A 12,278-nucleotide genomic window follows, 5' to 3' on the forward strand; every position below is an offset into this window, starting at 1 on the left:
GAGCCGATGTCCGAAGCCCGGCCGGCCCCCGAACGACGCGAACCCCTCACGCCGCGCGGGCGGGAGAGCCGGCGTGGGCGACCAACGGCCGCAGCAGAGCGGGACCCATCACCGCGGCCGCGATCAGGTGCAGCGTGATGAGTGTGCCGGCAGCGGCCGGATCGGCGCCGACGAGCAGGGGTGGTAGGAGCGAGAGGCCGGTCAAGGAGGCAGCCGTCCACGCGAAGCGCTCGGCCGGGCGGGTGCTCCAGCGGCGCAGGGCGGCGGCGATGAAGACGCCCAGGGTGGAGAAGAAGGCGGTCACCACAGTGATGCCGGGCAGCGGGATGGCCGCGCCGCCGTCGGGGACCTCGAAGTTGACGCCGAGCAGGTGGGCGAGCGCGGCGGTGAGGGTGGTGGCGGCCATCGCGGTGAGGGTGGCGAGCAGGCCGGTGCGGGCGAGCCCGCGCGGGCGGGGTCCGGTGGTCGTGGTCGGCATCGGGGTCACTCCGTGCCGTCGGCGGGCAGGCCGGCCGGCAGACCGAGCCGGGGGAACTGGTCGGCGTCGAAGATGTAGATCTCGGTGATCCGGCCGCCGGTGATGCGCAGGACGTCCATCGTCAGTGGCAGGTAGGCGCCTTCCGACTTGCGCCAGTGGTAGTAGGCGACGGCCGGCTGCCGGTTCACCGCGGTGGGGACGGCGCGCAGGCCGGTCATGCCCTCGTAGCCGTCGGCGAGCCAGCTGTGCAGGACCGCCTCCCGGCCGAAATAGGCGCCCGGGGTCGGCGGCATCGAGGAGCGTACGTCGGCGCGCAGCATCGCGGTGAGCGCCGGGATGTCGGTGGCCACGCTGGCGTCGGTGAAGCGGCGCACCAGGTCGCGGGTTCCGGCGTCCTCGTCGCCGCCGGTCCAGTCCTGCCGTTCCGCGGGCAGGTGCGCACGCATGCCGGCGCGGGCCCGCTGCAGGGCGCTGTTCACCGAGTTGACCGTGTCGCCGAGCAGTTCCGCGACGTCCTTGGCGGGCCAGCCGAGCACGTCCCGCAGGATCAGCACGGCCCGCGGGCGGGGCGCCAGGTGCTGGACCGCGACCAGGTAGGCCAGCTCGATCGTCTCCCGCCCGAGGGTCGCCGTTTCCGGCTCGTCGGCGGCGCCCGCCGGCAGTTCGTCGAGCAGCCGGTCCGGGTAGGGCTGCAACCACGGCACCTCGCCGCCGGTCGCCGGCTCCGGGCGGCGCTTGGCGAGCAGGTCGAGGCAGGCGTTGGTGGCGATCCGGTAGAGCCAGGCGCGGAACGTCGAGCGTCCCTCGAAGGTCTCCCGGCCGCGCCAGGCCCGCAGGAACGTCTCCTGCACGGTGTCCTCGGCGTCCTCGAACGAGCCGAGCATCCGGTAGCAGTGCACGTGCAGTTCCCGCCGATGTTGCTCGGCGTGTCCCGAGAATCCGTCGAGCAGCGTGTCCGCACCCATGACGTCGATCCTTCCGTCTCATCGTGTCCCGTCGCCAGGTATGACGGGTGCGGGCACGCCAACTCATCACTCAGCGGGTCAGCAGTTCCCGGATGGCGGCGGTCACCTGGTCGGGTGCCTCCTCGGCCAGGAAATGCCCGCACGTGACCGGCTGATGCACCAGGTCGGGAGCCCACGCCCGCCAGAGCGCGGCGGCGTCGAAGCCGAGCGCCGCGCCCCAGTCCTGCTGCAGGACGGTGACCGGCATCGTCAGGCGGCGACCGGCCGCGCGGTCGGCGGCGTCGTGCTCGACGTCGATGCCCGCCGACGCCCGGTAGTCGGCCACGATCGAGGGCACCGCCGCCCGGCAGGCGTCCAGGTAGGCGGCGCGGACCGCGGGCGGGATCGCTTCCGGCGACGACGTCCACAGGTCCAGGAAGTAGCCGAAGAACTCGTCGGCGCTGGCGGCGATCATCTTCTCCGGCAGGCCGGGCGGCTGCGCCATCAGGTACAGGTGGAAACCGACCGCGGCGGAGGTGCCGTGCAGGACGTCCCACATGTCGAGGGTGGGCAGCACGTCGAGCGACGCCAGATGGGTGACCGCGGTGGGGTGGTCCAGGGCGGCGCGGATCGCCACCAGCGCCCCGCGGTCGTGCCCGGCCAGCGCGAAGCGGTCGTGTCCCAGGGTGCGGGCGAGCGCGACGATGTCGGCGGCCATCGTCCGCTTCGAGTAGGTGTCCGCGGTCGTGGCCACCGGCTTGTCGCTGGCGCCGTAGCCGCGCAGGTCGGGACAGATCACGGTGTGGCCGGCGGCGAGGTCGGCGGCGACGTGGCGCCACATCAGGTGGGTCTGCGGGAAGCCGTGCAGCAGCACGATCGGCGAGCCGGCCCCGCCCACCGAGACGTTCAGCCGGACACCGTCGGCCACCGGCACGCGCGAGATTTCGAACTTGGTCATGAGGTCAAGGCTCGCCGCCCCCGATGAGCAGCCGATGAGTAAATTGGCCGGGTGCGGGTGACGTTCGGGGTGCTGGGACCGGTGATGGCCTGGGACGACACCGGGCCGATCGCGCTGCGCGGTCCCCGGCACCGCGCCGTGCTGGCCCGGCTCGTCGCCGCGCGGGGGCGGGTGGTTCCGCTCGGCGACCTGGTCACCGACCTGTGGGTGGCGCCTCCGGCAAAAGCGGATGCAGCGGTACGCACATTCGTCGCGGCCCTCCGCCGGGCGATCGAGCCGTCCAGACCGCCACGCGCCCCGGCCCGGCTGCTTGTCACCGAGGGTCCGGGCTACGCGTTGCGCGCCGATCCCGACACGGTCGACGCCTGGCGTTTCGAGGCGGCGGTCCGCACCACCGACGCCCGCCGGCTGGCCGAGGCCCTGTCGTGGTGGCGCGGCCCGGCGTACGCCGATTTCGCCGCCGACCCGTGGACCGGCGCGGAACGTGCCCGGCTGGCCGAACTGCGCCTGCGCGCCGTCGAACAGCTCGGCGAGGCCCGGCTGGCCGCCGGTGACCCGGCCTCGGCGATCCCCGACCTGGACGCCCACGCCACCGAACACCCGTGGCGCGAACAGGCCTGGCGCCTGCTGGCCCTGGCCCTCTACCGGACCGGCCGCCAGCCCGAGGCACTCGCGGTGCTGCGCCGGGCCCGAGCGCTCCTGGCCGGCCAGTTGGGCCTCGATCCCACCCCCGAACTACGCCACCTGGAACAGGACATCCTGCGCCAGGCCCCGCACCTGACGCTGGCGCAGACCACCCGGACCGCATCCGGCGACCCGACGGCGGGGCAGGTGTGGGCGCAGGCGGCGGCCGACTACGACCGGATCGTGGCGGCCGGGGCACGGGCGCGGCTGGACTCGACCGTCGAGATGTTGCGGACGCTGGCGGTCACCGGCGGCGGGGGCCTGGTCGCGGCCCGCCGCCATCGCACCGCCGCGATCGCCGCGGCCGAGGAGCTCGGCGACCCGGTGCTGACCGCCCGGGTGATCGGCGCCTACGACGTACCGGCGATCTGGACCCGTTCCGACGATCCCGGCCAGGCCGCGACGGTGGTGGCGGCGGCCCGGCGGGCGCTGCGGCTGGTCCCGGCGGACGATCGCCTCCGGGCCCGGCTGATGGCGACCATCGCGATCGAGTCGCGCGGGGCGGCCGCGGGCGCCGGCCCGCGGGCGTTCGCCGAGGAGGCCGTCGCGACCGCGCGCGGCCAGGACGATCCGGGGCTGCTGGCGTTCGCGCTCAACGGGCTGTTCATGCAGACCGCCCACCGGACGGGGCTGGCGGGCGAGCGGGACCGCATCGGCGCCGAACTCGTCGAGCTGGCCGGTCGGCACGGGCTCGTCACCTACGAGGTGCTCGGGCGGCTGATCCGCCTGCAGGCGTGCGCGGCGCTGGGCGATCCGGCGGCCGCCGAGGGCCACGCGGCCGCCGCCGACGACCTGGCCGGGCGGCACGAGCTGCCGCTGGTGGCGGTCTTCACGACGTGGTTCCGGGCGATGCGCGCCGAGGACCCGGAGCACGCCTACCGGCAGGCCGCCGGACAGCTCGACGACTCGGGCATGCCCGGACTGGCCGGCGGGCTTCGCGACCTCGCCCTGCTCACCGTGCGGGTCCGGGCCGGCCGGCCGGCGCGGCCCGGCGACTTCGGACCGTACGAGCCGTGGGCGCGCCCGTACGTACTCCTCGCCGAAGGCCGCACCGAGCAAGCGCGACAGGCGCTCCTGGATCTCCCCGCGCCGCCCCCGGATCTGATGGCCGAGGTGCTGTGGTGCCTGACCGCCCGGGCCGCGACGCAGCTGGACGATCAGGCGACCGTGCGCCGCGCCGGGGCGGCGCTGTGGCCGGCCCGGCACGAGGTCTCGGCCGGCAGCGGGCTCGTGTCCCTGGGCCGGGTGTCTCAGTACGCGGTGAACGCCTCGAACGAGCGGTCGGCCTGACCCTGGGCCGAGGCCGGGTCCGCCCCGTCGGCGATCGCGGCCTGCGCCCAAGCGTCGGCGCTCAACCGCATGAACAGCTTGCCGTCACCGTTGAGGACCCAGTCGACGAGCTGCTCCGGGGTCAGCCGCTCGGTGGCGGGGTCCCGCAGGTGGGACGCGAGACCGAGCAGGCCCGAGTCCCAGCCGATGCCGGTCGCGCCCGGGCCGAACCGCTCCCACCACTCGTCCTTGACGTGCGCCACGTGCTCGAGCTCGAACCGGGTGCCGCCGTCGACCGGGGTGAGCCGGACCGTGATCCAGCTGACCTGGTCGCCCATCTCCCAGGTGGCGTCGTAACCGTTCGGCTTGTCGCACGCCGTTATCGTGCCGCCGGCGTTGCCCTCGAACTGGTAGTGGCCGCCCTCCTTGAGCTCGCCGCTGATCGGCAGGAACCACCGGCCGATGCGCTCGGCGTCGGTGACCACCGTCCAGAGGTCGTCGAGGTCGGTGTCGTAGACCTGGCTGATGGTGGAGACCCGGGCCTCCCCCGCTTCCAGGGTGCGGCGGCCGAGAGCACGGCGCACATCGCTGATCTGCTGTCGGACGTCGGGCATTGCCATGGGTTATTTCCCCTCGTCGGCGAGGCGGCGCTGGCGTTTGCCGCGGGCCACCTCGGTGGTCATGGCGGCGAGGTGCGGCGTCCAGAACCGGCGGAACCGAGCCAGCCAGGCGTCGGCCTCGCGCAGGGCGGTGTCGTCGACCGCGTAGAGACGACGGGCGCCGGCCGGCCGCACCGTGGCGAAACCGTTGTCCCGCAACACTTTCAGGTGCTGGGAGACGGCGGGCTGGGAGATGCCGAACTCGCTCCGGATCACTTCGGTCACCGCGCCCGAGGACTGCTCACCGTCGGCGAGCAGTTCCAGGATGCGGCGGCGAACCGGGTCGCCGAGAACGTCGAACGCGTGCACCGGCCGTACGTTATCAGGTCTTGCTTATATAAGCCACGGTCAAATCAGGGCAGGCGTATGATGCTTGCGTCAGCAACTTTCCTCAATGAACGGATCTGCCCGGTGAGTGATCTGAACCTGCTGGTAGTCGTCGCGAGCACCCGCCCCGGCCGCACCGGACTGCCGGTGTCGCAGTGGTTCGTGGACTCGGCCAAGGCCCACGGCGGTTTCCAGGTGTCGGTGGCCGACCTGGCGGAGGAGAACCTCCCGCTCATGGACGAGCCGCACCACCCGCGGATGGCGAACTACCAGCACGACCACACCAAGCGCTGGGCCGAGAAGGTGGCGGCCGCCGACGCGTTCGTGTTCGTGATCCCCGAGTACAACTACGGCCTGAGCGCGCCGCTGAAGAACGCCTTCGACTACCTGCACAACGAGTGGCGCTACAAGGCGGCAAGCGTCGTGAGTTATGGCGGCGTCTCGGCCGGAACGCGCTCGGCGGTCGCGGTCCACGGCGTGACGTACGCGCTGAACGTCTTCATGATCGCTCAGGCGGTGAACATCCCGTTCGTCGGCAACCAGATCGTCGACGGCAAGTTCGACCCGACCGAGAACACCGAGCGGGCCTCCGCTCTGATGCTCGACGAGCTCGCCAAGGTCGCCGCGGCCCTGAAGCCCCTGCGCGGCTGATTTCCGGCGACCCCGGCCCCGCCTCAGTGCTGAGGCGGGTCTTGCGCGCGCCGGGTGTTGGCGGCGATCGCGTCCGCGATCCGGCTCCACAGCGGGGCCGGCAGGTCGTGGCCCATGCCGGGGATGACAAGCAGCTCGGCGCCCGGGACGGCGGCGGCGGTGGCCTCGCCCCCGTCGACAGGGATCAGCGGGTCGTCGGCGCCGTGGATCACCAGGGTGGGAGCGCTCACCTCGCGCAGGCCGGCCGTGCGGTCGGGCGAGGCGACGATGGCCGCGTATTGCCGCATCGTGCCCTGCGGGCGGTAGCCCCGGTCGTACTTGGCCGCGGCCCGGCGCTCCAGCTCGGCCTGCGGTGCCGGGTATCCCGGCGAGCCGATCACCCGCGAACCGGCGACCGCGCCCGCGATCGCCGCGGCCCGGTCGGCGGCGGGCGGCCGCATCAGGACGGCGGCGGCCTCCGGCCGGGGCCGGCCGACCCCGCGCGCGCCCGTGGTCGACATGATCGAGGTGAGGCTGGCGACCAGCTCCGGGTGGTCGAGCGTGAGCTGCTGGGCGATCATGCCGCCCATCGAGACGCCGACGACGTGCGCACGCTCGATGCCCAGCTCCTTGAGCAGACCGGCGGCGTCGGCGGCCAGGTCGGGGATCAGGTAGGGCACCGAGGACCGGTCGCCCGCCAGGACGGCCGGGAGGTCGGGCAGGCCGACCTCGTCGAAACCGGACGACAGGCCCGAGTCACGGTTGTCGAAGAGGACCACGTGCAAGCCGTGCCCGGTGAGCTGCTCGACGAAGCCGGCCGGCCAGTCGATCAGTTGCGCGCCGAGTCCCATGATGAGCAGAAGTGCCGGATCCTGCGGGTTGCCGGCGGTCTCGTACCAGATGTCGATCCCGTTGGCGCGAACCTCAGCCACAGCCGTTCCCTTCCTCGGACCACTGACGCCCGCCCATCCTCCTCCATCGCACCCGCCGTCCGATACTCAGATGATCTACGGGTCCGGGGATCATCGAGGAGGCACCGCCGGGTCCGAGGGGCGAGTGACGCTGCGGGCCGGCATGCGCTACGCGGCTCTCGAGCGGAGGTGCGATCCTGCGCGCTGGTTGCGCTCGAGCGTGAACCCGGCTCGGGATCGTCGTCGCGCTGACCACGGCGGTGAACTCCTCCGGGCGGACACTTCGATCCGCTCCGCCGGCAGCTCGGGCAGACAGTCGCGCTCGGGCAAGCTCGCTCGTGCCGACCGTCAGGCCCAGCAGCCACCGATGCCGGACTGGCCCAGCGACATCGCGGCCACCGACGCCTCCATCCCCACCGCCGGTCCCGATGATCGCAGCCATTCTGTCGCCTACGAGCGGACCGGGCGACCGCATTCGGCTGGCAGCACCACTTCGAGTTCGCCTGACTCCAGGTCTACCCGCGGACCCGTTTCCCGGCCGGCGACTATCCGGCGTGGACAGCCGCCGCGCCGGGCCGCCTGGTCGAAGCCGGCCCGGCCGGTGCGGTGCGCGCGGGCCGAGCCGAGCCGGGCCGGGCCGAGCCGGGCCGGGCCGGGCCGAGCCGGGCCGGGCCGGGCCGAGTGGGGCGGGGTCAACGGATGGCTCGTAACGTGCGGCGGCCGGCCAGGACGGCCACGCCGGCGAGGATGACGAAGGACGCCACAGCCGTGCTCAGCAGCGTGGTCAGGCGGGGGCGGGACGGCAGCGGGACGGCCGGTGGGTCGAGCCCGGCCAGCGGCAACGCCCACCCGGTCAGCCGCCACGCGAGCAGGGCGGTGGCGGTTCCGGCCAGGACCGCGGCGGCGACCAGGACCGGGTAGGTCCACAGGGTGGCCCGGCGCACGGCGGCCCGTCCCAGGCCCTGGGCGCGCAGGGCGGTCAGGTCCTCGACGCGACGGGCGCGGTCCACGGCGGCGGCCAGGATCAGGGCGCCCGCGGCCAGGGCCACGGCCAGCCCGGCCACGAGGACGTAGAACCACAGCGCCAGCGCCGGGCCCTGCTTGTCGAGTTCCGCGCGCACCTCGCCGGCCCGCAGGTCGGACGTCACCACCAGGCCGTGCTCGCGCAGTCGGGTCAGGACGTCCGCCGGGGCCGACGACGACAACCACACCTGGGCGGCGGTGACCGGGGTCGCGTCGGTGGCGGCCCGGTCGGCGTAGTCGAGGTCGGTGAGCACGGCGGGCGCGCCCACGCCGGGCACGGCGGGCAGGCTCGCGGCGCCGGCGATCGGCAGGGCGCGGCCGTCGAAACCGGTCACGCCGGGCTGGGCGACGTCCCCGGCGACGGCTACCGGCAACGGGTACGGGATGTCCGCGGGCTGCACGAACATGCCACTCGCCAGGCCGTTCAGCGAGGTCACCTCGACCCGCAGGCCACCGGTCAGCTTGCCGCCGTCGCTGACCCGCCAGCCGCCGGCGTCGGCGAGCGCCGAGGACGGTACGCCGGTGAGCGCGTCGACGGAGATCCGGCCGGTCAGGTCGAGCGAACCCGCCCGGCCGGCGAACTGCAGGGCCTTGAGGCGGCAGCCGTCGGCGCAGGCGGGGGCGTCGAACGCGTACGCCTGCCGGCCCGCCCGCAGCTCGCCCAGCTCGACCACCTCGTCGGCCGGGCCCGACACCGGCGCCAGTACCACGGTCGCGAGCAGCGGCTTCCCGATGGTCAGCCCGGTGGTGGTCAGGTCGACCGACAGCCGGGAGCCGCGCAGGACGACCGGTGCGACCTCGGCCGGTCGAAGTGCCCGCAGGTCGGGCGAGGCGCCGCCCCACTCGGCGACGGAGGCGAGGCGGGGGGTGTCGACGGCCAGGACCGGTGGCTGTCCCGGGCCGGCCGGCAGCCGGACGGCGGCCATCGCGAACCGGCCCGCCGGGTCGATCGCGCGCACCCCGGCGAGCAGGCCCTGCCGGCTGATCGGCCCGACCGTGACCACGCGGGCGGCACCGGTGCCGATCCCGGCCTGGACCTCGCGGCCCCGGGCTCCGACGTCGACCGCGGCCGCCGCGTACCCGACGATCGCGACCGCGGCCGTGAGCAGCGCGAACAACCGTGCCCCACCGGGCCGCCGGGAAAGTTGGAAGGCCGCGACGGCGGCGGCGAGCCGCCCGTCGCGAAGCTGGCGGCGGGCGAAGACCGTGGCCCAGGGCAGCAGCAGCCGGGCGGCGACGAGGGCCACCGCGATCAGGACGAGTCCGGTGGCGAACGTGCCGACGCCGTCGAGGCCGCCGTCGCTGAGCGCGAGTTGCAGGACCGCGACGGCGGCGAGCACCACGACGATGGCCTCGGCCGCGATGGCCGCGGCCGGCCGTGGGGCGGGCGGGACGCGGCGCAGCAGTTCGGCGACCGGGCGGCCGAGCTGGCGGCGTTCGGCGAGCAGGGCGGTGACGACGGCGGCCAGCGCCGCGAACGGCACCCAGCGCAGCGCGGACAGGCCGGGGTCGGCACCGACGCCGGGGAAGCGCCAGGCCGCGAACGCGTCGACGAGCAATTGCCCGGCGACGCTGCCGAGGACGGTGCCGGCCAGGATGGCGACCAGGTTCTCGCCGGTGGCGAGCCACCAGCGCCGGCCCCAGCGGGCGCCCCGCAACGCGACCACGGCGAGTTCGGGGCGGCGGCCCTCGGTGCCGTAACCGACGGCCAGGAAGATCGTCAGGCAGGCGAGCAGCACCAGGCTGACGGCCAGGACCGGCACGATACGGTGGGCGGCGGACCGGCCGGCGTCGATGCGGGTGAGCAGGTCGGGGATGGCGGTCTCGAGCTCGATGCCGGGGCCGAGCACGGAGGTACGGGCCTGCAGACCGGCGAGGGCGGACCGCACCGCGTCGAGGCGGTCGACGGTGAGGGCGCCGGGTGGGGCGCTGCCGTCCAGGCTGAGCTCGACACCACCGTGATCCATCCCGGTCAGCGAGGCGTTGGTGACGAAGGCCGGCTCGCCCGCCCGGCCGCCGGTGTCGGCACCGAAGTAGTTGTGCGCACCCCAGTAGGCGTCGCCCGGCTCGGTGGCGCGGTAGACGCCACTGATCAGGAACCGCTTGGCGGTGCCGTCCGGGACGAACGCCAGGACGGCCGGGTCCGCGTTGTAGTACGCCCACGTCAGCGTGACCTCGTCGCCGGGTCGCAGCCCGGCGCGCCGGGCCGTCTGCTCGCCGATGACGAGGTCGGACTCGCCGATCACGCAGCGCCCGGCGGTGACCGTCAGATGCGCGCAGACGTCCTGGCGGTAGACGAACCGGGTGCGGATCTTGTCGGTGTTCTCCAGGCCGACGGTCGGGTATTCGGCCGCGTACGTGTAATCGAAGCCGGGCATGCCGGCCAGGGTCGCGCCGCTCTCGGTGAGCTTGACGTCGGCCTTGAGCGCGGCCGGGTTGCCCCGGCCGGGACGGGGGTCGTGCTGGCGGGCGATCAGGGTGAGGCTGCGCGACCGGGCGTCGGCGGTGGCGACCTGACCGGCGGCCACCGCCCGGTCGGCCGCGCGCAGGTAGGCCGGGGCGGCCACGGCGGCGGCCACCCCGAACATGGTCAGCAGGGCCAGGGCGGCGGCCTGCCCGCGGCGGTTCCACACCATGGCGAGGACGAGGGCGATCACTTGACGCCTCCACGCAGCCCGCGCACGGACAGCCCGCCGGCGATCCCGAAGACGACGAGCCCGACGACGGCGGCGACGGCGAGGGCCGGGCCGCCGAGCACGCCGGGGGGCGGGATCACCCGCCAGCCGTCCGGGAACGGGGGCGCGGTGACGTTCGCGATCGGGCGCGCCACGAGTGCCGCGAGCAGGCCACCGGCCACGCCGGAGACCACCAGCAGGACGGCCCCGGCGGAGACCGAGCGGGACGCGTCCAGCCCCTGGACGCCGAGGTTGCGCAGCAAGGCCCGCTGCGGCTCGCGCTCGGCCGCGGCCAGCACGCCGATCATCACGGCCGCGACGAGCACCGCCAGGCCGGCCGCGAACAGACCGAACGACGAGGTGATCACCCGCCCCTCGGTGGCCAGGGCGGTGGTGCGGGCGGCGGCGGTGCGATCGGAGAGGACTTGCAGGCCGCGGTCGCGCAGCGCGTCGACGAGCGACGACGGGACGCCGGGGGCGAGCCAGACCTGGAACGTCCCACCGAGGTCGGCGTCGCCCGCCACCCGCCGGGCCGTGTCGAGATCGGTGAGCAGGCCCTCGCGGCCGAGCACCGGCAGCACCGGGGCGGTGCCGACGACCCGCACCGGGGTGGCCGTCCCGCCGAACCGGCCGGACATGGCGTCGTCGAAACGCCACGGCTCGGGGCGGGTGCCGGCCAGCACGACCGGCACCGGCAGGGGCGCGTCCACCGCGTACACCTCGGTGCCGGAACTTCCCGAGGCGCGCAGCGCGAGGCCGTCGGCGGAGACGCCGATGCGGGCGACGACGCCGGTGAATCCCGCCCGCCACCGGCTCACCTCGGCGAGTTGCGCACCCGAGAGCACCGGGCCGGCCGGGGACCGCTGCGCGACCGAGCGGACAGTGAGCCCCCCGGCCGCGGGGAAGAGCTGCCAGCCGACGAGACGGCAGCCCGGCGCCACCGCGCAGGGCGACACGTCGGCCACCGCCGTCTGCGGCCCGGTACGCAGGCCCCGGAACTCGACCCGGAAACCGTCCCCGGTGCCCTCGTGCTGCAGGATCGCGCCGAGCAGCGCGGGCCCGGCCGCGTCCCGGTTCAAGGTGACGGCCAGCGTCCGGCCGGTGATCGGGGTCGCCGACGGCTGCCGGACCGCGGAAACGGCCGCGGCCAGCGCCCCCACCGGGCCGTACTCGGGGCGCCACGTGGCCACCGCGGCGAGCCGGGGGCTGTCCACGGCGAGGACGGCGGGGGCGGCCCCGGTGTCCACCACGACTGCCATCGCCTGCTTCCCGCCCGGGTCGGCCTGGCGTACCGCGTACTCGAGGGCGGTGCGCGACGGCGCGCCCACCGTGAGCACCCGGGCGGCCCCGAGTTCGACGCCGGCCCGCGCCGCGCGTTCCGCGCGGCCGGCGGCAAGCCCGCCGGTGGTCAGCGCGAGCACCGCGACGGCGACGACGAGCAGGGCGAAGACGCGGTCCGTGCCGGGTTGCCGGGACACCTGTACGGCGGTGAGCCCGAGCCGCAGCCGGCCCGCCCGCAGGGCCACCCCGCCGACCCGATCGGCGGCCCACCGCAGGAAGCGGGCGAGCATGAGCCCGACCGCCAGCGCGACGAGTCCGGGGGCGGCGATCCCGAGCGGGCTGTCCGGGCCACCGCTGCGGGCCTGGTAGACCGCTCCGGCGGCGAGGGCCACGAAGAACACGTCGACGAAACGCGACCGCCGGTCGCGGCGGGCGCCGG

General features: G+C 74.9%; 10 protein-coding genes and 1 pseudogene. 2 read left to right on the forward strand and 9 right to left on the reverse strand.

Features of this window, described 5'->3' with window-relative positions; all coding sequences use genetic code 11:
* Positions 1-46: 46 nt before the first annotated feature.
* From Afe05nite_RS23130 to Afe05nite_RS23140, 3 genes are all read right to left on the reverse strand, one after another.
* Complete coding sequence (locus tag Afe05nite_RS23130; RefSeq protein ID WP_203819261.1) at positions 47-478, reverse strand: DUF6069 family protein; 432 nt, start codon at positions 476-478, stop codon at positions 47-49.
* A gap of 5 nt (positions 479-483) precedes the next feature.
* The gene (locus tag Afe05nite_RS23135) at positions 484-1,443 is read right to left on the reverse strand and encodes an RNA polymerase subunit sigma-70 (RefSeq protein ID WP_203819262.1); all 960 of its coding nucleotides are present in this window, start codon (positions 1,441-1,443) and stop codon (positions 484-486) included.
* A 70-nt stretch (positions 1,444-1,513) separates the two neighbouring features.
* Complete coding sequence (locus Afe05nite_RS23140) at positions 1,514-2,380, reverse strand: alpha/beta fold hydrolase (RefSeq protein WP_203819263.1); 867 nt, start codon at positions 2,378-2,380, stop codon at positions 1,514-1,516.
* Positions 2,381-2,431: 51 nt separating this feature from the next.
* On the opposite strand from Afe05nite_RS23140, the gene Afe05nite_RS23145 reads away from it, so the two are divergent.
* Positions 2,432-4,354 (forward strand): AfsR/SARP family transcriptional regulator, encoded by a 1,923-nt coding sequence (locus Afe05nite_RS23145; RefSeq protein WP_239118128.1) that lies wholly within the window; start codon positions 2,432-2,434, stop codon positions 4,352-4,354.
* Here Afe05nite_RS23145 and Afe05nite_RS23150 read toward each other — a convergent pair.
* A complete protein-coding gene (locus Afe05nite_RS23150) occupies positions 4,315-4,947 on the reverse strand; it encodes an SRPBCC family protein (protein WP_203819264.1) in 633 nt (210 codons plus the stop codon). The two genes, Afe05nite_RS23145 and Afe05nite_RS23150, sit on opposite strands and share 40 nt — an antisense overlap.
* 9 nt (positions 4,948-4,956) lie before the next feature.
* Entirely contained in the window at positions 4,957-5,301 is a 345-nt protein-coding gene (locus tag Afe05nite_RS23155; RefSeq protein WP_203819265.1) for an ArsR/SmtB family transcription factor, read from the reverse strand.
* A 102-nt stretch (positions 5,302-5,403) separates the two neighbouring features.
* On the opposite strand from Afe05nite_RS23155, the gene Afe05nite_RS23160 reads away from it, so the two are divergent.
* Positions 5,404-5,970, forward strand: coding sequence for an NADPH-dependent FMN reductase (locus tag Afe05nite_RS23160; RefSeq protein ID WP_203819266.1), 567 nt, complete (start codon positions 5,404-5,406; stop codon positions 5,968-5,970).
* A 23-nt stretch (positions 5,971-5,993) separates the two neighbouring features.
* On the opposite strand, the gene Afe05nite_RS23165 is transcribed toward Afe05nite_RS23160, so the two are convergent.
* The 4 genes and pseudogenes from Afe05nite_RS23165 to Afe05nite_RS23180 form a co-directional block, all read right to left on the reverse strand.
* Positions 5,994-6,881 (reverse strand): alpha/beta fold hydrolase, encoded by an 888-nt coding sequence (locus Afe05nite_RS23165; RefSeq protein ID WP_203819267.1) that lies wholly within the window; start codon positions 6,879-6,881, stop codon positions 5,994-5,996.
* Between the two features lie 429 nt (positions 6,882-7,310).
* Positions 7,311-7,556 carry a hypothetical protein gene (locus Afe05nite_RS23170; RefSeq protein WP_203819268.1) on the reverse strand — a complete coding sequence of 82 codons (246 nt, stop codon included), beginning with the start codon at positions 7,554-7,556 and terminating at the stop codon, positions 7,311-7,313.
* Positions 7,553-10,540 (reverse strand): FtsX-like permease family protein, encoded by a 2,988-nt coding sequence (locus tag Afe05nite_RS23175; RefSeq protein ID WP_203819269.1) that lies wholly within the window; start codon positions 10,538-10,540, stop codon positions 7,553-7,555. The genes Afe05nite_RS23170 and Afe05nite_RS23175 overlap by 4 nt, the downstream gene beginning before the upstream one ends.
* Positions 10,537-12,278: pseudogene (locus Afe05nite_RS23180) on the reverse strand (FtsX-like permease family protein); the annotation flags it as partial. The pseudogene Afe05nite_RS23180 and the gene Afe05nite_RS23175, both read right to left, overlap by 4 nt.

The sequence above is a fragment of the Paractinoplanes ferrugineus genome (genome assembly GCF_016862195.1).
Classification (GTDB): Bacteria; Actinomycetota; Actinomycetes; order Mycobacteriales; family Micromonosporaceae; genus Actinoplanes; species Actinoplanes ferrugineus.